Genomic DNA, 22,860 nt, shown 5'->3' with positions numbered 1-22,860 from the left:
TTAATTTGCTAAAGCCAGTCTTCCTCGAAGCGGTAGGATGACATGGCTTTGGCCCCGTCTTTGGTAATCAACACCTGTTCTTCAAGTTTGACGCCTTCGCGGCCACCTTCGCTGGCGATCATCGATTCGACGCAAACGGTCATCCCTTCCTCGAGGTATCCGTCGTAGCCTTTCTTTTCAAAATCGATGCGGTGTTTAAGGGACGGATACTCATCGGCCAGTCCGACCCCATGAAGCAGGCATGTGTAACGGTTGGACATAAACTCGTCAGGAATAGGCCAGGCATTTTCAATGACCTCACGGAAGCTCATTCCCGGTTTCAGCAATGCCATGTCATGATGAAGTTGTTCATGAGCGTTGGCGTACAGGCGGCGTTGTTCATCATCAGGTTTGCCATCACCGCAACGCCAGGAACGCGATATGTCGGCGCAATAGCCATAGGGGCCGACCAGGTCGGTATCGAAACTGACCATATCGCCGGGCTCAATAGGGCGCATGGAGCATTCGCGAAACCACGGATTGGTGCGTGGCCCGGATGATAACAGGCGGGTTTCAATCCATTCTCCACCCAGGGCGATGTTTGTTTCATGCAGTTTTGCCCATAAGGCGTTTTCGGTAATGCCGGGAACCATGGCGTCGTGCATGGCTTTCATGCCGGTTTCGCACACCTCTATGGCTCGTTGCATCAGCACAAGTTCGTCGGCGCTTTTGATCATGCGGGCCTGTTCGGTAATTTCCAAACCATCAAAAAGTTCAATGCCGTGGGAACGAATGGCATCGGTGCCCATGTGCGAAAGCCTGTCAACGGCCAGTCGCTTGTTGCCCGCCCCGTGCTGTTTCATCAAATCGGCGATCTGGTTGCCAAATTCCCTGGCCCGCTCGTGGCCGTATTCTGCGGCGGCGAAATAATAGAATGATGGCATCACCCGGTATTCGTCGATGGTCGGCAATTCTGCGGCCAGATGGGGCAGGTTGGAGTAATCGAACAAAACCACCGGGCCGTCCGTGGCGATGAAGACACAGCGCGTTTCGTAATGGGAGCACCAGATTTGCATATTCGTCGAATCGGTGGCGTAACGTGTGTTGACCTGATCGAACAGCAAGGCACCTCCACAATCCTTTTTTCTTAATTCGTCACGTATCCGGCCAAGCCGGTACAGGCGAACACTGTCCAAATCAACCGGGCAGTCGCTGAATTCCATGGCGCCATGTTGGCGTGGCGCACCCTTGTTATAAACAGCATCGGCGGCATTGATGGGCATGGAAGGGTTCCTTTGTTCAGGTGATCTCTCTACAGGCTTGTTCCATCCGGTCACAGGCGATTTCCAGATTGTCCATTGAGGTGGCGTAGGAGATCCGGATATTGGGATCGAATTCAAACGCCGCACCGGGCACCACGGAGACACCGGCACTTTCCAGCAGGTAACTGGCAAGATCAGTGCTGCTGTTAATTGTCGCCCCTTCGGGGGTGTGGCCGCCGATCAGTCCCTTACATGATGGAAACAGGTAAAAAGCCCCTTCCGGCGCGTGACATGTAAGGCCATTGAAGGTGTTCAGTCGTTCAACAAGAAAATCGCGGCGCTCTTTGAACAAGGCCGCCCGTTCGCCAAGATAATCCTGTGGTCCTTCAAGGGCGGCAACGGCCGCGGCTTGGCTGATCGAGCAGGGGTTGCCGACACTTTGGGACAGCACCTTGGTGATGCCAGCAATCAGCTTCTTCGGGCCGCCCGCGTAACCAATGCGCCAGCCGGTCATTGAATAGGCTTTGGAAGCGCCGTTGATGGTTAGTGTGCGGTCATAAAGAGCGGGCTCAATCTGGGCCGGTGTGGTGAAGGCAAAATTGTCAAATACGATATGCTCGTAAATATCATCGGCAATGATCCACACCTGCGGGTGTCGCATCAGGACATCGGTCAGGACTTTCAATTCATCTGCGTTATACGCCGCACCGGTTGGATTGCTTGGTGAGTTAAGCAAAATGAGGCGGGTCTGGTCTGTGATGGCACTTTCCAGATCATCGGCTTGTAATTTAAAATGCCTGTCCTCACGGCAGGGAACCGGCACTGGTTTGGCACCGGCGAGCAACACCATGCCGGTATAGGATGCCCAGCACGGCACCGGCAGGATGACCTCATCGTCCGGGTTCAGGATGGCCTGCATGGCATGGAACAGCAGCGGCTTTGCACCCGCCTCGACAACGATCTGGTCGGGGCCATATTCGAGATTGTTATCACGCTGAAATTTGTTGCTGATGGCCTCTTTAAGGGTGCTGATGCCATCGACCGGTGTGTAGCGGGTGAAGTCGGCGTTGATGGCGTCAATGGCGGCTTGCTTGACGTGGTCCGGGGTTGGGAAATCCGGCTCGCCGATACTCAGGTCGATGATGTCACGGCCTTCTTCCTTAAGCCGACTGGTCAACGTGAAGATGACACTGATCGCCGATGGCTGGAAGCTGTCCAGTACGTTGCTAAGGTCAGTCATTAATCTTCTTTGGCCCCGCCCTCGGCGATGCGACGCTCAACAAAGGCGTCCAGCTCATCTTCTATAGCCTTGTCCATGGGCGGTTGCTGATAGTCCTCAAGCAATTTCTTATAGATTGTGTTGGCCCGCGTGGTGGCATCAATGGAACCCTTATCACGCCAATTCTCAAAATTGCTCCAATCAGACAGAATTGGGGTGTAAAAGGCATTTTCGTAACGTTCCATGGTATGGGCGCAGCCGAAGTAATGGCCGCCGGGGCCGACTTCGCGCATCGCCTCCATGGCCATTTCATCGTCATTGACGGTGAGCGGTTTCATGAACTCGGACATCATTTGCAGCATTTCGGCATCAATGATGGCTTTTTCAAATGATGCGGCAAGGCCGCCCTCAAGCCATCCCACAGCGTGTTTGACCATGTTGCAGTGGGCCAACATGCAGGGCCATAGTGACATTTGTGACTCGTAAGTCGCCTGCGCGTCCGGCGCATTTGATGCGTTGACATTTGATGAGCGATACGGAATGTCATAGCGCCGTGTCAGTTGGCCGCCGATCAAAACCGCCTTGGAATATTCAGGGGTGCCGAATGCCGGCGAGCCGGTGCGCATGTCGACGTTTGAGGTAAAACCTCCGTACAGTGCCGGGGCGCCAGGATTGACCATCTGCAAAAAGGCGATGCCGGCAAGCGCTTCAACATTTTGCTGGACGATAGCGCCAATCATTGTTACCGGGGCCATGGCGCCGGCCAACGTGAACGGGGTAATAATGACCGGCTGGTTCATGCGCGCCATTTCGATGATGCCGCTTAACATGGCGACGTCATACTGGCGTGGTGAATTGGCGTTGACGACGGTGAAAATCGAAGGTTCGTTCTTCAGTTGCTCCTCGCTGATGTTGCGGCCAATGCGAACCATTTCAATGGAATCCCTGATCCGTTGGCGGTTCAGGCAATATCCGAAACCGATTTTGTCGGACAGCTTTATCAGCGCCTGTTCGGCAACGAGATGACGAATTGGGGGAGCAATATCGGTCGGTTCGACCGGATACCCGGCGATCTGATGGACGATATTCAGGCTTTGGCCAAGACGAATAAAATCACAGTAGTCATTAAAGCTCCCCTGCCTGCGACCGTTGTCCATATCGGTGGCGTTGGGCGGGCTGCCGACCAGGCAGAACGCCGTATAATTTCCACCGTACTCCATATTATAGGCAGGGTTACGAGCGTGTACGGTGAACTGTTTGGGTGTGGTTTTAATGGATGCTTCAATCAGCCCCCGATCAAAGCGTACGCAGGGATCGCCAGGGCGAACATCGGCACCGGCGGCTTTTAGAATATCGCGTGCTTCTTCAAGCAGGAAATTGATACCAAGCTCTTCGAGAACATCAAGGGATTTGTTATGCAGCGCTTCAACTTCATCGTCGGAAATAATATTAAATGGCTGATAGGGGTTTTGTGGTTGCCTGAAGGGTAGTTGCTGAAAACTTTCGCCGCTTTCTCTTCGGTTCCCGGTTCTCGCACGTGCTCGGGTTCGTTTTGCCACAGGTTTGCCTCCCACCTTTTATTATTCGGCCGGAGCCAGTTCCAGATGGCTTTCGGTTTGTCTGGAGAACACCCTTTTGACCGCCGGTATAAAATGCTCCAGCGGCAAGGTGTCATAATCGGGGTCGAAGGCGTTTTGATCATACTTATGGCAAAAATCTACACACGCCTGATAATGGGGATGGTCTTTGAAGCGATCACGGGCGCCAGGGTCACCGCCAAGATATTCATTATAATAGTAGCTTTGGAAAAGACCGTGATGCTTGATGATCCAGTAGGTTTTTTCCGACACATAAGGACGCAGGATTGCGGCGGCAAATTCGCTATGATTATAAGGTGAGATAATGTCGCCCATGTCGTGCAGCAGGGCGGCCACAACCATTTCCTCATCGCAGCCATCACGCTCGGCCATGGTCGCCGATTGCAGGGAATGTTGATAGCGATTGATGCGATAGCCACCCCAATTAACATCTAGCAGCTTCAGGTGAGTTAGAACCCGTTCAACAAGATCGGCGTTGGCTTGCTCTTCAAGCTCAAAAAGAAGATTCCAGTCTTCCTGTACGCCGTCTTCCATGCGTGTCCAGTTTACGTATTCCGGCATGATCTTGCTCCCCTGATGATGGACATTTCTGTTGTTAGGAAAAATAATGTGCTCAAATAGTCGCCGTGACCAGAGGAAAATGCACCATGCCCATGAATGACCAACAGGCCTATCTGGGTATGTACGATTTTCCGGCCCTTCACCCCGCCCAGGAAGCATGGTGGGTTGGTCTAAAGGGGCATTTCCAGGCACAGGGTTTTTCCAATATACCGGTCGATCTGAATAGATCGGATGCCGATCCTTATGATATTTGGCAGGCCCCAAACCTGTTTTTTGCCCAGACCTGCGGCTTTCCATTAATCCACAAACTGGAGGGTCAGGTGCAATTGCTGGGCACACCATGTTACGAAGCACCCGGCTGCGAAGGGGCGTACTATCGAAGCCTGTTCATTGCCCGAACCGGCGCGATCTATGAAAATCTTTCCGCCGCATTGCCCGCCCGGATCGCGCTAAACGGCATGGACTCTTTTTCGGGTTGGCGGGTATTGCGTGATTTTGTCGATGGCTCAAGCGAACTTGTTGTCAGCGGCAGTCACGCAAAAAGCATCGACCTTGTCCGGGAAGGCCGGGCCGATATAGCCGCCATTGATTGCGTTACCCATGCATTGATCAGTGATGTTGAACCCGAACGACTGGTGGGCACGCAGGTTTTCGAGCAAAGCCCGCCTGCTCCGGGCCTGCCCTATATCACCAGGGCCGATCTGGCTGAAGCGGACGTCAAGGCCATGACCAGGGCTGTAAAGAATGCGTTTGAAGACAGCACACTGGCAGCTGCTAGGCGGTCTCTCAGGCTTGCCGGTTTTGTCTTCGTGCCGTTGTCCCAATACGTGCGGGCTATGACGTAAATTCATACCTTCAGGAGTCCTTGACCGAATGGATAATAGGGCATATTGGTCAAATCTGAATTTTCTAAAGTATATGTTTCAGGACGGTGGGCCGTGGAAGATAAGCCAGATACATCACGGACCTACGGCCCTGAAATTGCGGAACAGGCGGTCAGCGCCGCCTTTCTTTCGCCAGAAGAAATTATTGAACCTGATTTAAGTAAAAGCACCCTTGGCCGCGCCCAGGCGTGGATGCTGTTGCTGGTTATGGGGGTGATATGGGGGGCGACATTTTCGCTTGCCAAAATTGCCGCTGATGGCGGTGGCCATCCGCTGGGAATTAATTACTGGCAGTCAACGATTGGTGCTATTGCCCTGATCACGGTGATGGTGGTGACCCGCCGAAGGTTGCCCATGAAACGGGAAAATATCCTGTTTTATATGGCCTGTGGCATGTTGGGTTCAGTGATTCCGGGGATTTTGTTTTTTTATGCCGCCTCAAGGGTCTCGCCGGGGATTCTGTCAATCACCGTGGCCACCGTGCCGTTGCTGACCTTTGTTGCCGCGGCCTTCTTCGGCATCGAAAAGTTCCAGCTTGGTCGAATTCTGGGCGTTATCTTTGGCTGCCTTTCAATTCTGTTGCTGGTCGGGCCTGATGCAAGTTTACCTGACCGGACTGCCGTGCCGTGGGTGTTGGCGGCTTTGATCGCTTCAGTTTGTTATGCGGGCGAAAATATGGTTGTCGCCTTGCACATGCCCAGCAATGTCAGCTCGACGACGGTGGCCGGTGGCCTGTTTATTGCCGCAACCGTCATCACAACGCCGTTTGTGATTGCAACGGGCACTTTCGTTCCCCTGACTTGGCCATGGGGAACGGTGGAATGGGCTATTGTCGGGATGGCGATCCTAAGCGTCACCGCTTACAGCATGTTTATATTTTTAATCACTCACGCCGGACCGGTTTTCGCCAGTCAGACTGCCTATGTGGTGACGTTTTCGGGCGTTTTCTGGGGCGTCTTGATTTTTGACGAGAAGCACTCGTACTGGATATGGGTCTCGTTGGCGATCATGCTCGCTGCATTGGCTTTGGTCAGGCCGCGAAAGGTCTAGTCCCGGTAATCGGGCTCTTCACTGTCGAGGATATCTTTCAGGGCGGCCAGGTGACGTTCGGCGAACCCGGGATAGTTCTCGAATTGCTGGGCCGTTTTTTCGGCTACTTCGGGTGAAGCGATACGCAACTCGCGGCCCGTGGACAAGGCCGTAATCAGGGTTTCACAGGCCCGTTCAAAGTAATACATCTCGTCGAAAACTTCGGCGACGGAATTGCCGACAACCATAACGCCGTGGTTACCCATGATCGCCAGCCGCTTGTTGCCCATGACGGTGCTCAGGCGTTCGGCTTCATCGTCCATGCCCATGCCGTCAAACCCTTCATCAACGGCGATGCGGTTATAAAAACGCATGGTGTTCTGGTCGATGGGCGGCATCGAGCTGTCTTTGAGGCTGGCCAGTGCGGTGACGTATTTTGAATGCACATGCATGATACAGCGGGCACCCGGGTTGTTCCTGTGCATGGCCCCGTGAATGCACCAGGCCGTGGGGTCGATGTCGTCGCGTTCACCCATCGCCGGGTCATTGGCGTCGATTAGCAATAAATCAGAAGACCGCATCTTCGAGAAGTGCCGACCGTATGGGTTGAGCAGAAATTTCGAGCCATCATCGGACACGGCAAGGCTGAAATGATTGGCGATACCCTCGTGCATGTTCAGGCGCGCTGTCCAGCGGAATGCCGCCGCCATGTCGATACGTTGTTCGCCAAATGGGTCTTCCACTAATTGAGGCTGCGGCATAGTCCAAAACTCCTGTTGTAACGACGTGATTATAACCTAGGGCGCGCTCATAGGATGTGGCAAGAGGATTGATTTGAACGATCATCTGGTTTTCTTTAACCAACCCTACTACGAGTTCTTTTCTTATATGCCGCTGTTCGAGGATTTTGCTAACACAGGGTGATTTTAAAAGCGCTGTCTGATTTTGCCTGACAACGCCCCGCTCACTCAGTTAAACTGAGCCCACTATTAATTTTAGATTGATCCAAATCAAGCCTCGGTTTAGTAGGCTCGGTTACAACAATAAATCTGTCGGCAATGCTGGGGGTTGCCGTTGAATTTCTTTAGATATCTCCAATAACGATTTTGGTAATTTGGTTTTGCCAGTGGCGGGGCGCAATGGATGATCTTGTGAAGCAGACGACGAAAAAAAGCAGTAAGAAAGATAGCCAGCGCCCGATGACGGGTAACGAGGCGCTTGCGCGTGGCGCGTGGGAAGCCGGTGTCAGAGTGGGCTCTTCGTACCCAGGAACGCCAAGCACCGAAATTATGGAAAATTTGTCCAAGTACCCCAGCGAGGATGTTGAGGCGCAATGGGCTACCAATGAAAAAGTCGCCTGCGATGTCGCTATTGGTGCGTCTTTCGCAGGAGTGCGGGCGATGACGTCCATGAAGCATGTGGGCCTGAATGTGGCTTCGGACGCCCTGATGTCGGTTACTTACATTGGCGTCAACGGTGGATTGGTTCTTATCGTTTGTGATGATCCGGGTATTCATTCTTCACAGAATGAACAGGATTCACGGATCTTTGCAAAGTTCGCCATGGTTCCATGTCTGGAACCTTCCGACGCCCAGGAAGCGCTCGATTATACAAAATTGGCTTTTGATCTGAGCGAAGACTTTGATACCCCGGTTATTGTCCGTTCAACAACCCGCCTGTCCCATACCCGCAGTACGGTCAAAGTGGGTAAGCGCCAGGAAAAACCATCAAAGGGTTTTGTCGATAATCCTTCCAAGAACGTCATGATGCCCAACAATGCGCGTACTCGTCATCCGCTATTGATCGAGCGCGAGGAAAAACTGAAGGAACATTTCGCCACTTCGGGCATCAATAAATGGGAGAAAGGCCGCAAGGATATTGGCATCATCACCATGGCCACGTCCTATGCCTACGTTAAGGAATCCATAAGCGACGCAAGCATTCTAAAGTTGGGCGCCTCCTATCCCTTACCTGAAAAACTGATTGCCGATTTCTGCAAGTCCGTTGACCGGGTTTTGATTGTCGAAGAACTTGAGCCCGTCGTTGAAGACGAAGTCAAGGTTATGGGCTTTGCCGTTGAAGGGAAAAAATATTTCTCCCGTGTCGGTGAATTTTCTCCTGAAATTGTTCGTCAGGGTTTGGAGGCGGCTGGTGTTCTGGAAAAACGCGATCTGGCCCCGGCCCATGATCAGCGGATCACACCCAGGCCACCGGTGCTTTGTGCCGGCTGTCCCCATACCTCGGGTTACATGGCGATCCGGGCCATGAACGGTCGTGTCATGGGGGATATCGGTTGCTACACCCTGGCCGCTGTCGAGCCTTTGAAATCCATCGATACTTGTGTTTCCATGGGCTCCAGTATCGGCAATGCCATCGGTGTCGCCAAGGCTGGTCTGGAAACCAAGCCGATCATTGCGACCATCGGTGATTCGACCTTCCTGCATTCGGGGATCCCGGCACTGATTGATGCGGTTTATAACGAAGTCGATATTACGGTGATCCTGCTCGACAACCACATCACCGCCATGACCGGCGGCCAGAACCACGCGGCGACGGGGAAGACCCTGCGGGGAGAAGAAACCCATCGCATTGATTTTGAGAAACTGATCAGCGCCATTGGTGTGACGTGGATTAAAAAAATCGACAGCTATGACGTCGCTGCCATGTACCAGACATTCCGCGAGGCGGCCGAATTCAAGGGCGTTTCCGTTGTTATTTCTGATCGTCCCTGTGTACTTGACCCGATCAAGGTCAAGGGGCCGTCCCTGACGGTCGTTTCGGAAAACTGTGTCGCCTGTCAGTCCTGTATGAACCTCGGCTGCCCGGCCCTGTCCTGGTCTGATGAATGGTACGATGGTCATCACAAGGTCAAAATCGATCAGGACGCCTGTATTGGTTGCTCGCTTTGTGCACAGGTTTGTCCCGCTGACAGCATCCGTCCGCTTGAAGCCGAAGTTCATTAAGTCTGTAAAGCAGAGAACCCCATGAGAAATCAGGCATCCGAAGTAAAAACGATGAACGTATTGATCGTCGGTGTCGGCGGCCAGGGCGTCATCATGGTCTCCAAGGTGTTGGCGACGCTGTGCCAGATGAATGGCTATCAGGTCAAACAAAGCGAAGTTCATGGAATGGCCAAACGCGGCGGCTCAGTCTTCAGTCACGTCCGTTTTGGCGAGCAGGTCTGGTCACCGACGATCCCGGCCGGTGAAGCCGATGTCCTGTTGTCTCTTGAATGGGCAGAAGGCCTGCGCTGGCTAAATTATCTTGAGCCGACAAACGGCACCTATATCACCGACACCCAGCATATCGTGCCGCCCTTTGCCTGCCTTAATCGCAAGCGTGGAGCGGACAAGATTTATTCAAAGGAAACGCCTGAGCAAATCGTCGCCGAGGTCGCCAACGGGTTGGCATTAGACGCGACGACGATGGCTTCTGAACTTGGCAATCTGCGGGCATCAAACACGGTGCTGCTTGGAACCCTGTCAACGGCGCTGGATTTTGAAACCGATGAATGGTTACAGGTGATTTCGGATTTCGTGCCACCAAAAACCATCGAAATCAATCGTCAGGCCTTTCTTGATGGGCGGGCCTGGGCCGAACGGGCGAAAAACGAAACCGTTTCCGAACCGCTTGCCCCGCAGATCAAATCCATTGTTCCGGAAATTCAGACCACTGATGATTTTGAACTTCGCCTAACCCGGGAGTGGTGCAAGGGTTGCGATATTTGCGTCAAGATGTGCCCGGAACGCTGTCTTGCACTGGACGCGGAACAACTTGTCGAGTTGACCCACCCGGAACGCTGTACGGGGTGTCGGGTCTGCGAATGGCTGTGCCCGGATTTTGCCATCGACGTGATCAGACCATCAGCACAGAAAATGAGCGCTTAAACCATGAGAGCAACCGGCCACCTTCAGAATTTACAAGGCAACCATGCCTGCGCCATGGGCGCGATCGCCGCCGGCTGCCGCTTTTTTGCCGGTTATCCGATCACGCCGTCATCGGAAATTGCCGAAAAAATGTCGCTTGAATTGCCAAAGGTCGATGGCATTTTCATTCAGATGGAAGACGAGATTGCCTCCATGGGGGCAATTCTTGGGGCTTCCATGGGTGGCTCAAAAGCGATGACGGCAACCAGCGGGCCGGGCTTTTCCCTAAAGCAGGAAAATATTGGTTATGCCGCGGGTGCTGAAATTCCCTGCGTCGTGGTCAATGTCATGCGCGGTGGTCCCAGCACTGGCCTCCCGACCCGTCCCGCACAAGGCGATATCATGCAGGCCAGGTGGGGCACCCACGGTGACCATGGAGTGATCGTGCTGGCACCGTGTTCGGTCAAGGAAATCTATCAGGAAATGATCCGCGCCTTCTGGCTGACCGAAACCCTGCGGGTACCGGTTGTGGTGATTTTTGATGAGGTCATCGGCCACCTGGTCGAAACCGTGGAATTGCCGAGTCCTGAATCCATTGAGCAGGCTGAACGGAAATGGGCGAGCGGCCCCAGCGCCGAATTCCTGCCTTATCAAAAAACCAAGGACATGGTGCCTGCGATGGCTCATCCCGGTGATGGATACCGGGCCCATACCACCGGGCTGACCACGTCAGAAAGCGGCTTTCCGACACAAGACCCAGAGCAGGTTGAGGCCATGGTCACCCGCCGTCTTGGCAAGCTGGAACATCACGCGGCGGATATTGCCTCCTTTGAAGAAATCGACTGCAAGGACGCCAAAGTTATCCTTGTGACGGTTGGCATCAGTGCCCGCGCCGCCGCTCGGGCTCAGCAACAGGCGCGCGAAAAAGGTCTTAAAGTTGGCCTGTTCCGTCCCATCACCCTTTGGCCGTTTCCAGAAGCGGCGTTTAGGGCGGCATCGAAAAAGGCCACGCACATCATCGTCCCTGAAATGAATGCCGGTCAGTTGATCCTGGAAATCGAACGCCTGATGGGCCCCAAACAGACTGCCGTCGGCATCAACCGGATCGATGGCGAGGTTATTGATCCTGTGGCCATCCTCGAAAAAATTGAGGAGGTAATCTGAGCATGAGTGAACAAGGTCCGGAATCCTTCAACATCCGTGACTACCTGCGTGAAGATATGTTCCCGCACTTCCTGTGTCCCGGCTGCGGCCATGGCATAGCCCTGCGGGCTTTGCTGTGGGCCGTCCATGAGCTGAAAATTAGCAATGATAAACTGGCCATTGTTTCGGGGATCGGTTGTTCGGGACGCATCGGTGCTTATGTGGACGCTAATACATTCCATGTCACCCACGGTCGCCCGCTGGCTTTCGCCACCGGCCTGGCCTTAAGCAGACCCGACCTGAAAGTGGTGGTCATTACCGGTGATGGCGACTGTCTGGCCATTGGCGGCAATCACCTGATCCACGCTTGTAGGCGTAATCTGAACATGACCTGCATGATGCTGAATAATGAAGTCTACGGCATGACCGGCGGTCAGGCGTCGCCGACCACCAGCCAGACGCGCTACACGACCACCTCACCGACAGGAAGTATCGAGCCCGTCTTCAACGCCTGTGATCTGGCGGTGGCGGCGGGGGCCGGGTTTGTCGGTCGCGAAGTGACCTTGCAGACCCCGTCATTGAAAAATCTTCTGCGACAGGGCCTTGCCCATGACGGCTTTTCTTTTGTCGAGGTGATTTCCGACTGTACCGAGATTTTCGGCCGTAAGAATGATCTTGGCGATTCTCCTGAAATGATTCTCAGCCAAAAGGGCAGTATGCGCCCTGAGTTTTACGGCAATGCCGTCGACGAACCGTTCCGCCCCAATCACATGAAAACCGGCGTATTTGCCGAAACCGAGCGGCCTGAATACGGGGCTCTGTATCGTGCCCACGTAAAATCCGTTCAAGCCGGTTCGGGGAAGTAGGCCATGCAGGATTATGAAATTCGTTTCAGCGGTTCAGGTGGGCAGGGGTTGCAGCTTTCGGCCAAGATTCTTGCCTACGCGCTAAATCTGGCTGATAAGCGCATTGCCCAATCACAAAGTTATGAGCCGACCTCGCGTGGTGGCCTCAGCCGTTCAGATCTTGTCGTCAGCGAAGGGGTCGCCGTCTATCCGCTGGTCACATCACTGGATTATCTGATTGTGCTGGATCAGGACGCGCTCGATATTTCATTGCCGTTGCTTAAAGAGCAAAGCATCGTCATCGCCGACACACGCCACGTCCCCGAACCACCCTCCGGGGCCTATAGCGTCTATCATCTGCCCTTAAGCGAAACCGCCCTGAAACTGGGCAACGAGCGTGTTGCCAATATCATTTCATTGGGGGCATTGATCAGCCTTGGCGATATTTGCTCCTACGCCTTTTTGGAAGAAGCTGTCCGGGCCATGGTCCCCAGCAAATTCCTGACCCTTAATCTGGAGGCTCTCGCCGAAGGATACGGTATGGCTGAAGGCAAAGACGTTCCCGAATCCGCCGTCGCAAGCTAACGGCACTAAATCTATCGAAAAACACCTACCGGACGCTCAAATAAGTATTGTCGTACATGATTACCTGAAATAGATTGTTCAATAGGCTAACAATTATTCAGGACGTCACCGGAGAATACCAAATGAAAGATTCACTCAAGGCAGGCGTGCAGAGCCGCCGTCAGATTAGCATCGATAAAGAGCGCACCATTGATTTCATGGGCGATGCGCTGCGCGTCTATGCGACGCCCAAGCTCGTTCAGGATATCGAAATCTGTTGCCGTGATCTGTTGCTCGAACATCTGGACGCGGGCGAAGACTCCGTTGGAACCCGGGTCGAGATCGATCATATGGGGGCAACCCTTCTGAACATGACGGTGAATATTTCAACAACCATCAAATCCGTTGAAGGCCGCCTGATCACTTTCGAGGTCACCGCCGAAGATGATATTGAACAGGTCGCCAAGTGTACCCATGTGCGTTTTGTTGTAGAGATGTCAAAACTGGAACAACGGCTTAAGGCAAAAGCCGAAAAGATATAGTTCAATGAGCAAGAAAGATCCGCAGACGCGTCGCGACGTTCCGACCTACTGTTACCAGTGCGTTTCCGGCCCCGACCTGCTGAGCGTCGGGGTTGAAGACGGAGTGGCGACTGAGGTTCAACCAAACTTTGACTCAGCCACCGTGCATCCGGCTGCCGGTAAAGTCTGCGTTAAGGCATACGGGCTTATACAAAAAACCTATAACCCTCATCGCATCAAAACCCCGATGAAGCGGACAAACCCGAAAAAAGGTCCGGATGAAGATCCGGGGTTTGTCCCGGTTTCATGGAACGAGGCGCTTGATCTTGTCGCTGAAAATCTGAACGAATGTCGGGCTAAGGGACTAAAAGATGAATCCGGATACCCCCGTGTTGCCGCCAGTTTCGGCGGTGGCGGTACACCGACATCCTACATGGGAACCTTCCCGGCTTTTCTTGGCGCCTGGGGGCCCATTGATGCAGGCTTCGGCAGTGGACAAGGGGTAAAGTGTTACCATTCCGAACATCTGTACGGCGAATTCTGGCATCGCGCCTTCACGGTTGCCCCTGATACACCGCTTTGCGAATACCTGCTTTCCTTTGGCAGCAACGTTGAAGCATCTGGCGGCGTCTGCGGGGTCAAACGTCATGCCGATGGGCGTGCCCGGGGCATGAAGCGGGTACAACTGGAACCACACCTTTCGATCACTGGGGCCTGTTCAGCCGAATGGGTGCCGATCCGCCCGAAAAGCGATCCGGCATTCCTGATGGCCATGATCCATGTCCTTCTTCATGAGCGTAAATGGGAAGAGCTTGATCTTGATTTCATCAAGCACCGAACCTCCTCGCCCTATCTGCTTGGCAAGTTTGGCTATTACATGCGCGATCCCGAAACCCGCAAACCGTTAATCTGGGACGCCAATACAAACAAGCCGGTGCCCTTTGATACGCCGGGTGCGGACCCGGTGCTGGAGGCAGCGTTTCTGGTTGAACACGGCGTTGAAGAAGGTGCTGATGGCAAGGAATGGGTCCACGAAAACGAACGCTGTCAGACGGCTTGGGAAAAACTGGTTGAGCATACCGAACCCTACAGTCCGTTATGGGCTTCTCACATTTGTGACGTGCCGGTTAAAACCATCCGCCGTATTGCCCTGGAATATCTTGAACACGCCCACATCGGCGAGACCATAGAAATTGAAGGACGCACACTGCCGTTCAGGCCAGTCGCCATTACGCTCGGCAAAACCGTCAACAACGGCTGGGGCGGGTTTGACTGTTGCTGGGCCCGCACCTTATTGGCCTGTCTGGTCGGCGCTCTTGAAGTTCCCGGGGGAACGCTGGGCACAACGGTGCGCCTGAACCGACCTGCCACTTCGCGCCAGGCCAGTGTCAAACCATCCCGCGACGGGTTTATGGAATACCCCATGAACCCGACGGACAAGGAAAACTGGACATCAAGACCCGATGTGCGCAATGCCAACCGGACCCTTATTCCGCTGGTCGCCAACTCGCCGTGGAGCCAGGCGCTGGGGCCAACCCATATCGCCTGGATGTTGCAAAACCAAACACCGGAAAATTGGCCTGAACCGACGTTGCCTGATGTCTGGTTTGTTTACCGGACCAATCCGGTGATCTCGTTCTGGGATACGGACTCCATTGCCGACACGGTATCCCGGTTCCCTTTTACGGTGTGTTTTGCCTACACACCGGATGAAACAAACCACATGGCCGACATCCTGTTGCCTGAATGCACCGACCTTGAAAGCCTTCAGCTGATCCGAATCGGCGGCACCAAGTACTTTGAACAATACTGGGATCATCAGGGTTTCGCCTTGCGCCAACCCGTCGTCGAGACGCAAGGCGAGGCCAAGGATTTCACTTGGATCGCCACGGAACTTGCCAAACGCACAGGGCTTCTGGAAGCCTATAACAATGCTATCAACCGCGGCGCTGCCGGTGTGCGGCTGATCAGCGATGTGGTCGACTGTTCGCTGGATGAGGGGCAGGAACACTCGGTCGAGGAAATCTGGGACGCGGTCTGCCGGGCGGCCAGTATTGAAATGTCTGACGGGGAAAATCAGGACGGTCTGGACTATTATCTTGAACACGGACTGAAGACGATCCCTTACGAGCGTTTGAACTGGTACCTGTACCCGGAACTGGAAGATCAGGGCTTGCGCTTTGAAATGCCCTACCAGGAAGGCCTCTACAGGATCGGCAAGCAGCTGGCCAACCGGCTTCATGAAAGTGGCATCAGTTGGTGGGACGCCCAGCTTGATGAGTACGAACCCCTGCCTGTCTGGCAGGACCTCGCCGCCCTTTGGGAGCGGGTTCTTGAAGAAAATTTTGATATCGACATTAACGATTTCCCCTTCTGGCTGGTGACCTCGCGCTCCATGCAATACGCCTGGGGCGGCAATGCCGATATTCAGATGATCCGCGAAGTCGCCTCCAACATCGCCGGTCATGGCGGGGTCATCATGAACACCGGTCGGGCCGCTGAACTGGGTATCGCTCAGGGTGATCTTGTCGAGATTGCCTCGCCCCTGAACACGACACGGGGTCGGGCCATTCTTAGGCAGGGCGTACGCCCCGATACCCTGGTCATGATCGGACAGTTTGATCACTGGGCGACACCGCTTGCCAAAACCTTCGATGTGCCGAGCATGAACAAGCTGACGCCGATGCTGCTGGATTTAACCGATTCCACAGGCTCGGGCGCTGATCTGGTGCGCGCTTCCATCAGCGTGGTGGAGAAAGCCTCATGACCCGTTGGGGAATGGTCGCCGATCTTGAGCGCTGTGTCGGTTGCCAGACATGCACGGCTTCGTGCAAACATACCAACGCCACACCGCCTTCCGTTCAGTGGCGCAAGGTTCTTGATCTTGAAGTTGGTGCCTATCCCGATGTGAAGCGGGTTTTTGTTCCGGTCGGCTGCATGCACTGTGAAGACCCGCCGTGTATGCATGTCTGCCCGTCAACGGCGACGGGCCAGCGCGCCGACGGCATCGTCACCATTGATTACGATCTCTGTATCGGCTGCGCCTATTGCGCCGTCGCCTGTCCCTATCAGGCCCGCTACAAGGTCAACGGACCAACCTTCGCCTATGGCGGCGGCGGGCAAATGAAAAACGAAGCCCGCCGTGAAGATCCGGCGCGTCTGGGGGTGGCCCAGAAATGCACCTTCTGTTCGGACCGGGTTGACGATGGACTTGCAAAGGGCCTGACACCCGGCATCGATCATGAAGCCAGCCCGGCCTGTGTTAATTCCTGCATCGCCGGAGCTTTGCATTTCGGCGACCTGAAAGATCCGGACAGTAACGTCTCGAAATTACTGGATACCCATAGAACGTTTCGTATGCACGAGGAGCTTGGGACAAATCCCGGCTTTCATTATATCTGGAAACGAAAGAATAATGACGAGACCGATGATGAGGCGGAAGCACCGTCGTTGTTTTCCACCGGTATCGGAAACGTCGGCGGGGCCGCACCGTGGTTGCAGCAACATTGGGACTGGCGGGCGGCTGGAAACTTTATCGGCGGCGGTACCGGTAGCGGCTTGCTGGCGGCGATTGCGTTTGTGTCGTTTTATGCGCCTCTATCGTTTTCGTATGTGCTGCTGGCCCTGGCCTTTGTCGGCGCGGGATTGTTCCTGGTCTGGCTTGAAACGGGCAGGCCATGGCGGGCCCCTCTGAATGTCTTTTTCAATCCGCAAACATCATGGATGAGCCGTGAATCCATGGTTGCTGGGTTGTTGTTCCCGCTGGCGCTTGTCGCCGGATGGTTTGGTACAGAAATACTTTTGGGCGTCGCCGCCGTGGTCGCAATGGGCTTCCTGTATTGTCAGGCCCGCCTTCTTAAAGCAAGCAAGGGGATCCCTGTCTGGCGCACCCCCGCCATCGTCAGGCTGATCATGACCAGTGGCTTGTGTGAAGGTACGGGGTTACTGGTCGCCGTCGGTTTCCTGCCGCCGCCCGTCTACGCCGGATTGACCACGGTATTGGCGGTGCTTCTGGTTCTCAGGTTGCGCAGTTGGCGCACCTACCGGAAAGTCCTGAATACCTCCGCACCCGATGAAGCGTTGCAGGTCATTAAAAGAATGAGCACACCCATAAGCTTGCTTGGTCATTTGTTGCCGATCATCCTGATTGCCAGTGGTTACATTTTTGTCGGGGCCGCACCTGTTGTCGGTGTGCTGGCCGGAATTTGTGCGTTGGTCGCCGGTTGGTGGATGAAATATATGTTGGTGACAAAAGCATCCTATAATCAGGGCTACGCCATTAATCACACGCCCGAACGAGGTGCCGGCGGCGGCGGGGCGGGTGGTAAACCTGGTTGGGGTAACGCATAGATGAGTTCCGCCTTGAAAGCCATTACCAGGGAGCGTTCCTTTGCCCGTGAGGCAGAGAAACTGCTGCTTGGGCAAGGCGATGAATTTCACGGCGAGGCGATTTTAGCGGTCACCAAGGCGTTGCTACAAGCCGGTGTTTCTTACGTTGGCGGCTATCCGGGCGCACCTGTTTCGCACCTGATGGACGTGCTCGCCGATGCCCGCGACAGTGTGCTCGAACCCTACGGCATACATTTTGAACAGTCTGCGTCCGAAGCCGGGGCTGCGGCGATGCTTGGCGCATCAATTCATTACCCCATACGGGGCGCGGTGACATGGAAATCCATTGTCGGCACAAATGTGGCCTCCGACGCGCTTTCCAACCTTGCCTCGGCCGGGGTCAAGGGTGGGGCGGTGGTTGTCATCGGCGATGATTACGGGGAGGGGGCCAGCGTTATTCAGGAGCGCACCCACGCGACGGCGCTTAAATCATCGATGCCGCTGATTGACCCGCGCTATGACATGCCAACGATCGTCAATATGACCGAACACGCTTTCGAGTTATCTGAAGCCTGCAATCTTCCTGTTCTTTTATCCTTGCGCATTAGGGCCTGTCATATGACCGGCAGTTTTACCTGTAAGGAGAACCGCCCGGCATTGCGCAAAAGGCTGAACGCACCGCTGTCGGCAAATTTTGATTCATCCCGCATCGTCCTGCCACCTGCCACCTACGTCCAGGAAAAGGCCAAGGTCGAAGAGCGCCTGCCTGCCGCCCGGCGTTATATCCAGAGCAACCGGCTTAACGAAGTCTTCAAGGGTCAGGGCGGTCGTCAAGGCATTATTATGCAAGGCGGGACGTATGGGGTCGTCATGCGGGCCCTGTCGCGGCTTGGCCACGGCGATGTGTTCGGCAATTCTGATATTCCATTGCTGGTTCTCAACATCGTTCACCCGTTGGTGCCTGAAGAAATTATCGGCTTTCTGGAAGACAAGGACAGTGTGTTGATTGTCGAGGAAGGCCACCCGGCGTTCATCGAAGAGCAGATCCGCTCAATCATTCAACAGGCGGACATGCGCTGCGTTGTTTATGGCAAGAACGTCATTCCCACGACCGGCGAATATGTGACTCCGGTGGTTCGCGCCGGGATCGCCACATACTTAAGTTCGCTTAGCGATACAACGATTGCCAACAAAACAAAGGATTTCAACAGCGCTATTGAAAAAAGCGTTAGCGTTGCCCGTGAAAACAAACCGGGAAAGCCCCTGCCACCGCGTCCGCCCAGCTTTTGTACGGGCTGTCCGGAACGGCCAATCTTTACGGCCTTCAAACTGATCATGGCTGAGCGCGGGCCTTTGCATATTTCCATGGATATCGGCTGTTCCACTTTCGCCACCTTGCCGCCCTTTAATATGGGCAATACGGTTTTGGGTTATGGCCTTAGTCTGGCCAGCAGCGGCGCTATCGCAGGGTCGCTGGATCAGCCAGCCATTGCGGTTATGGGTGACGGGGCGTTTTGGCATAACGGGCTTGCCACCGGGGCGATCAATGCCCAGTGGCAGGGCATGGACGCGGTCCTGATTATTCTCGACAACGGCTACGCATCGGCGACCGGTCAGCAACATCTGCCGTCAACCGGGGCCACGCCCATTGGTGAACCTGTTCAGATCAGCATCGAGAAAGTGCTGCGGGGCATCGGAGTCCAGTGGATCAGGCATGTGGATTCCTATGATATCAAGGGCACCCGAGCGGCCGTGGAAGAAGCCCTGGATGCCCGCGGCAAGGGCCTTCGGGTGATCATGTCAGGCAATGAATGTATGCTCGCCAAAAAACGCCGCGGCAATGCGCTCCAGGCGAAGGCTCTTGGTTCCGGATTGTCTGTACGCAATGCCCGTTACGGTGTGGACGCGGAAATTTGCACGGGCGATCATTCCTGTATGCGCATGAACGGATGCCCGTCATTGACCCTCAAGCCCGCCACGGACCCTTTGAAAGACGGGCCGACGGCACATGTCGACAATAACTGCGCGGCCTGTAATCTGTGTGGGGAAAATGCTCACGCGGCACAATTGTGCCCGTCGTTCTACAAGGCCAAGGGCACCGTCAACGCCAGTACTTTGCAGCGCTGGAAGGCGGCATTGAACATGAAAGTGCTGAAATTGATGGGGGCGTCATGAGCGCCAAAGAACCCTTATGTGTGCAGATTGCGGCGCTCGGCGGTCAGGGCGGTGGGGTGCTGGCGGAATGGCTGGCCGAAGCGGCCCGTCACGCTGGCTACCCAGGCCAAATGACATCTATTCCCGGCGTCGCCCAGCGAACTGGTGCGACCACCTATTATTTTGAAATGTATCCTCAAGCGGACTGCCCGGATAAACCGGTCTTCTGTTTGTCTCCCGATGCGGACGGTCTTGACCTGATGATCGCCATGGAACCGCTGGAAGCAGCCCGCGCCCTTGAAAATGGCCTAATTACGAAACGCACAACGGTGCTCAGCGCGACCAGTCGTATCTACAGTATGGTCGAAAAATCCGTGGCCGGGGATGGCGCACTTGCCAGCGATGTTCTTCTCGAAGCCCTTGAGGGTGCGGCCAAAGATGTGGCCCGGCTTGATCTTGACAGCCTCAGTACAAAGGCAGGTGGTCCCGGAAACGCCGCCATGTTTGGGGCCATTGCAGGATCGGGAATCCTGCCCATGGCCGAGCAGGATTATCAAACGGCGATCCGCATCAAGGGTGTCGCTGTAGAGGCAAGCCTTGAGGATTTTGCGGCAGGGTTTAAGCGTGCCCGCACGTCAAAGCCGACAGAAGCAACAAGCACCTTACTGCAATTTAGCGCGGCCCCGGCTGGATTTGAAAATGAGATCAACACAGTGCCTGCGCCCCTGCGCGATATGACCGCTCATGCCTGCGCCAACCTTCTCGATTATCAGAATGAAACTTACGTTCGTCTGTTTTTGAGCCGCTTGAAGCCGTTCGCAGAAGCAACGGGTGGCCTTGCCGTTGAGGTGGCTCGCAGGCTTGGTTCCTGGATGATGTATGAAGATGTCATCCGCGTCGCCCAACTTAAAACCCGGCCCGGAAGATTGTCCCGCATCCGCGCGGAAATCGGTGTTGATGAAGCGGCCCCGCTAACGGTGACAGAGTTTCTTAAGCCCGGGCGTGAAGAATTCGCCAGCCTGTTGCCATCTGCTGTTGGCAAAAAGGTGATGAAGGGGCATTCGTCCCGCTCAACCTCTGGTCTGGCTCTGCGTTTATCGACGACAACAGTTTTTGGTTTTGGGGCGCTTAAGGTGCTTGCCGGGTTGCGCCTATGGCGGCCGAGGACTTATCGTTATCAGTATGAACAAAAGGCCATTGAACGCTGGTTGGCGGTCGTCCGGGAAACCATGAAAGTGGCACCCGAATTGTCCGTTGCCACGGCAGAACTGGCAGTCCTTGCACGTGGCTACGGGGGTGTTCGGGCAAGGGGTATGGAAAAGTTGGATGAGCTGTTTGCCAATTGGGGCGACAAACTTGCAAACGATCCGGCGGCATTGAAAATAGAAGTAGACAGAATACTGGATCAGGCCCGTCACGATCCGGACAAAGAGTGCGGGAAACAGGGGAAAAGGGGACAAGAAAATGAGTGAAACAACCTACCGGACGCATATGCATAATCCCGAAATAGAGACCATGACGCGCGATGAATTGGCGGCCCTGCAGCTGACAAAGCTGCAGAAGATTGTTCGCCACGCTTATGAAAATGTCGATCATTACAAAAAAAGTTTCGCCGACGCCGGGGTCACGCCTGATGATCTTCAGTCCCTGGACGATTTCGGAAAATTCCCCTTTACCGTCAAAGACGATCTTCGTGACAACTATCCCTTCGGCATGTTCGCCGTGCCCCGCGAGGAAGTGCTGCGGGTTCACGCATCCTCAGGCACCACCGGCAAGCCGACTGTCGTGGGCTACACCAAAGGCGACGTCGATATCTGGTCGCAACTGATGGCCCGGTCCATGGCCTGCGCCGGCGCCTTGCCCGATGACATGGTTCATAACGCCTATGGATACGGGCTGTTTACGGGCGGTCTTGGCGCTCACTACGGGGCCGAAGCGCTGGGCTGTACGGTAACGCCGGTATCGGGCGGCTTTACGGAACGCCAGATTGTCTTGCTTGAAGACTTTGGCGCGCGGGTGTTGTGCGCGACCCCGTCCTACGCACTCAATATTGCTGAAATGGCGGAGCGTTCAGGCGTTGATATCAAAAAATTACCGCTCGCCGTCGGCATCTTCGGCGCCGAACCGTGGAGCGAGGCCATGCGCCATGAACTGGACGAGCGCTTGGGCATCAAGGCCGTCGATATTTACGGCCTGTCTGAAATCATGGGGCCGGGTGTGGCGGCTGAGTGTATCGAAGCGCGCAACGGCCTGCATGGATGGGAAGATTGTTTCCTCTTTGAAACCATCGACCCCGAAACCGGTGATGTGCTGCCCACGGGCGAGGTTGGTGAACTGGTTATTACGACCCTGACCAAGTGGGCACAGCCGATGCTCCGCTACCGCACCCGCGATGTGACGCGGCTGGAAAGTGCGCCGTGCGAATGCGGTCGTACCCATTCGCGCATTATGCGCATTACCGGGCGCAATGATGACATGCTGATTATTCGCGGCGTCAACGTTTATCCGTCTCAGGTCGAGGCCTTCCTGATTGGCCAACCGGGCATCGAACCCCATTATCAACTGGTCCTTCAGCGCGAAGGCAATATGGACACCCTGAGCGTTGAAATTGAGGCCAGCCCGCATATAGAACCAAGCGGCTACGATGACATTGGAAAAAGTGTCGAGCATGTCATCAAATCCCGGGTCGGGGTGACATGCAGGGCGGTCGTCCTGGCCCCGGGCGAGGTGCCACGTTCCGAAGGCAAGGCGGTGCGTGTCCGCGACATGCGGCCGAAAGATTAAGTCTTAGAGCATTTCCGGGCTAATATGAAACACTCTGATGGGACAGATCGGTTTGCTCGGGTAGGCGCGGCCTGCCGCGCGATGCCATCGCATCGGGCAAGGGCCGCAACGCCCCCGACGGG

At 54.9% G+C, this 22,860-nt stretch carries 18 protein-coding genes; 13 read left to right on the top strand and 5 right to left on the bottom strand.

Translation table 11 applies throughout. The features are described from left to right. Positions 1–8: 8 nt before the first annotated feature. Genes HOL66_00735 through HOL66_00720 form a run of 4 tightly spaced genes read right to left on the bottom strand, consistent with a single transcriptional unit; the run spans position 9 to position 4,619 of the window. On the bottom strand, positions 9–1,262 hold the full coding sequence (locus HOL66_00735; protein ID MBT5242750.1) for an aminopeptidase P family protein: 1,254 nt from the start codon (positions 1,260–1,262) through the stop codon (positions 9–11). A gap of 16 nt (positions 1,263–1,278) precedes the next feature. After that, complete coding sequence (locus tag HOL66_00730) at positions 1,279–2,481, bottom strand: pyridoxal phosphate-dependent aminotransferase (GenBank protein ID MBT5242749.1); 1,203 nt, start codon at positions 2,479–2,481, stop codon at positions 1,279–1,281. After that, a complete protein-coding gene (locus HOL66_00725) occupies positions 2,481–4,019 on the bottom strand; it encodes a trimethylamine methyltransferase family protein (GenBank protein ID MBT5242748.1) in 1,539 nt (512 codons plus the stop codon). The genes HOL66_00730 and HOL66_00725 overlap by 1 nt, the downstream gene beginning before the upstream one ends. A 21-nt stretch (positions 4,020–4,040) precedes the next feature. After that, positions 4,041–4,619, bottom strand: a complete 579-nt coding sequence (locus tag HOL66_00720; protein ID MBT5242747.1) for an HD domain-containing protein — start codon at positions 4,617–4,619, stop codon at positions 4,041–4,043. An 86-nt stretch (positions 4,620–4,705) separates the two neighbouring features. Here HOL66_00720 and HOL66_00715 point away from each other — a divergent pair, with 86 nt between their 5' ends. Together HOL66_00715 and HOL66_00710 are read left to right on the top strand one after the other, a co-directional pair. Beyond that, positions 4,706–5,464 carry a PhnD/SsuA/transferrin family substrate-binding protein gene (locus tag HOL66_00715; GenBank protein ID MBT5242746.1) on the top strand — a complete coding sequence of 253 codons (759 nt, stop codon included), beginning with the start codon at positions 4,706–4,708 and terminating at the stop codon, positions 5,462–5,464. 93 nt (positions 5,465–5,557) lie between these two features. Beyond that, positions 5,558–6,553, top strand: coding sequence for a DMT family transporter (locus HOL66_00710; GenBank protein ID MBT5242745.1), 996 nt, complete (start codon positions 5,558–5,560; stop codon positions 6,551–6,553). On the opposite strand, the gene HOL66_00705 is transcribed toward HOL66_00710, so the two are convergent. Beyond that, complete coding sequence (locus tag HOL66_00705; GenBank protein MBT5242744.1) at positions 6,550–7,275, bottom strand: hypothetical protein; 726 nt, start codon at positions 7,273–7,275, stop codon at positions 6,550–6,552. The two genes, HOL66_00710 and HOL66_00705, sit on opposite strands and share 4 nt — an antisense overlap. A gap of 396 nt (positions 7,276–7,671) precedes the next feature. Here HOL66_00705 and iorA point away from each other — a divergent pair, with 396 nt between their 5' ends. From iorA to HOL66_00650, 11 genes are all read left to right on the top strand, one after another. Further along, the gene (gene iorA / locus HOL66_00700; GenBank protein MBT5242743.1) at positions 7,672–9,495 is read left to right on the top strand and encodes an indolepyruvate ferredoxin oxidoreductase subunit alpha; all 1,824 of its coding nucleotides are present in this window, start codon (positions 7,672–7,674) and stop codon (positions 9,493–9,495) included. Positions 9,496–9,516: 21 nt separating this feature from the next. Further along, positions 9,517–10,419 carry a 4Fe-4S binding protein gene (locus tag HOL66_00695; GenBank protein MBT5242742.1) on the top strand — a complete coding sequence of 301 codons (903 nt, stop codon included), beginning with the start codon at positions 9,517–9,519 and terminating at the stop codon, positions 10,417–10,419. A 3-nt stretch (positions 10,420–10,422) separates the two neighbouring features. Next, on the top strand, positions 10,423–11,562 hold the full coding sequence (locus tag HOL66_00690) for a 2-oxoacid:acceptor oxidoreductase subunit alpha (GenBank protein MBT5242741.1): 1,140 nt from the start codon (positions 10,423–10,425) through the stop codon (positions 11,560–11,562). A 2-nt stretch (positions 11,563–11,564) separates the two neighbouring features. After that, positions 11,565–12,407, top strand: coding sequence for a 2-oxoacid:ferredoxin oxidoreductase subunit beta (locus HOL66_00685; protein MBT5242740.1), 843 nt, complete (start codon positions 11,565–11,567; stop codon positions 12,405–12,407). Between the two features lie 3 nt (positions 12,408–12,410). Continuing rightward, entirely contained in the window at positions 12,411–12,971 is a 561-nt protein-coding gene (locus HOL66_00680) for a pyruvate ferredoxin oxidoreductase (protein MBT5242739.1), read from the top strand. A gap of 122 nt (positions 12,972–13,093) precedes the next feature. Further along, the gene (locus HOL66_00675) at positions 13,094–13,492 is read left to right on the top strand and encodes a LysR family transcriptional regulator (protein MBT5242738.1); all 399 of its coding nucleotides are present in this window, start codon (positions 13,094–13,096) and stop codon (positions 13,490–13,492) included. A gap of 4 nt (positions 13,493–13,496) precedes the next feature. After that, the gene (locus HOL66_00670) at positions 13,497–16,238 is read left to right on the top strand and encodes a molybdopterin-dependent oxidoreductase (GenBank protein ID MBT5242737.1); all 2,742 of its coding nucleotides are present in this window, start codon (positions 13,497–13,499) and stop codon (positions 16,236–16,238) included. Continuing rightward, positions 16,235–17,821 carry a 4Fe-4S dicluster domain-containing protein gene (locus HOL66_00665; protein ID MBT5242736.1) on the top strand — a complete coding sequence of 529 codons (1,587 nt, stop codon included), beginning with the start codon at positions 16,235–16,237 and terminating at the stop codon, positions 17,819–17,821. Before HOL66_00670 ends, HOL66_00665 begins: the two co-directional genes overlap by 4 nt. Next, positions 17,822–19,975 carry an indolepyruvate ferredoxin oxidoreductase subunit alpha gene (locus tag HOL66_00660; GenBank protein ID MBT5242735.1) on the top strand — a complete coding sequence of 718 codons (2,154 nt, stop codon included), beginning with the start codon at positions 17,822–17,824 and terminating at the stop codon, positions 19,973–19,975. Next, positions 19,972–21,426 carry an indolepyruvate oxidoreductase subunit beta family protein gene (locus tag HOL66_00655; protein MBT5242734.1) on the top strand — a complete coding sequence of 485 codons (1,455 nt, stop codon included), beginning with the start codon at positions 19,972–19,974 and terminating at the stop codon, positions 21,424–21,426. The genes HOL66_00660 and HOL66_00655 overlap by 4 nt, the downstream gene beginning before the upstream one ends. Next, positions 21,419–22,738, top strand: a complete 1,320-nt coding sequence (locus tag HOL66_00650) for a phenylacetate--CoA ligase (protein MBT5242733.1) — start codon at positions 21,419–21,421, stop codon at positions 22,736–22,738. The genes HOL66_00655 and HOL66_00650 overlap by 8 nt, the downstream gene beginning before the upstream one ends. Positions 22,739–22,860 lie beyond the last annotated feature (122 nt).

The organism is Rhodospirillaceae bacterium, assembly GCA_018662005.1.
Classification (GTDB): domain Bacteria; phylum Pseudomonadota; class Alphaproteobacteria; order Rhodospirillales; family JABHCV01; genus JACNJU01.
The sequence above is the reverse complement of the archived record's forward strand: the minus strand, read 5'-3'. Positions and strand labels throughout refer to the sequence as shown.

What these genes read in the sequence shown, in the direction of transcription:
- HOL66_00730 (MBT5242749.1), bottom strand. Translation starts at nt 2,481, where the DNA reads ATGACTGACCTTAGCAACGTACTGGACAGCTTCCAGCCATCGGCGATC.
- iorA (MBT5242743.1), top strand. Translation starts at nt 7,672, where the DNA reads ATGGATGATCTTGTGAAGCAGACGACGAAAAAAAGCAGTAAGAAAGAT.
- HOL66_00720 (MBT5242747.1), bottom strand. Translation starts at nt 4,619, where the DNA reads ATGCCGGAATACGTAAACTGGACACGCATGGAAGACGGCGTACAGGAA.
- HOL66_00650 (MBT5242733.1), top strand. Translation starts at nt 21,419, where the DNA reads ATGAGTGAAACAACCTACCGGACGCATATGCATAATCCCGAAATAGAG.
- HOL66_00660 (MBT5242735.1), top strand. Translation starts at nt 17,822, where the DNA reads ATGAGTTCCGCCTTGAAAGCCATTACCAGGGAGCGTTCCTTTGCCCGT.
- HOL66_00735 (MBT5242750.1), bottom strand. Translation starts at nt 1,262, where the DNA reads ATGCCCATCAATGCCGCCGATGCTGTTTATAACAAGGGTGCGCCACGC.
- HOL66_00665 (MBT5242736.1), top strand. Translation starts at nt 16,235, where the DNA reads ATGACCCGTTGGGGAATGGTCGCCGATCTTGAGCGCTGTGTCGGTTGC.
- HOL66_00670 (MBT5242737.1), top strand. Translation starts at nt 13,497, where the DNA reads ATGAGCAAGAAAGATCCGCAGACGCGTCGCGACGTTCCGACCTACTGT.
- HOL66_00680 (MBT5242739.1), top strand. Translation starts at nt 12,411, where the DNA reads ATGCAGGATTATGAAATTCGTTTCAGCGGTTCAGGTGGGCAGGGGTTG.
- HOL66_00695 (MBT5242742.1), top strand. Translation starts at nt 9,517, where the DNA reads ATGAGAAATCAGGCATCCGAAGTAAAAACGATGAACGTATTGATCGTC.
- HOL66_00655 (MBT5242734.1), top strand. Translation starts at nt 19,972, where the DNA reads ATGAGCGCCAAAGAACCCTTATGTGTGCAGATTGCGGCGCTCGGCGGT.
- HOL66_00715 (MBT5242746.1), top strand. Translation starts at nt 4,706, where the DNA reads ATGCCCATGAATGACCAACAGGCCTATCTGGGTATGTACGATTTTCCG.
- HOL66_00690 (MBT5242741.1), top strand. Translation starts at nt 10,423, where the DNA reads ATGAGAGCAACCGGCCACCTTCAGAATTTACAAGGCAACCATGCCTGC.
- HOL66_00685 (MBT5242740.1), top strand. Translation starts at nt 11,565, where the DNA reads ATGAGTGAACAAGGTCCGGAATCCTTCAACATCCGTGACTACCTGCGT.
- HOL66_00675 (MBT5242738.1), top strand. Translation starts at nt 13,094, where the DNA reads ATGAAAGATTCACTCAAGGCAGGCGTGCAGAGCCGCCGTCAGATTAGC.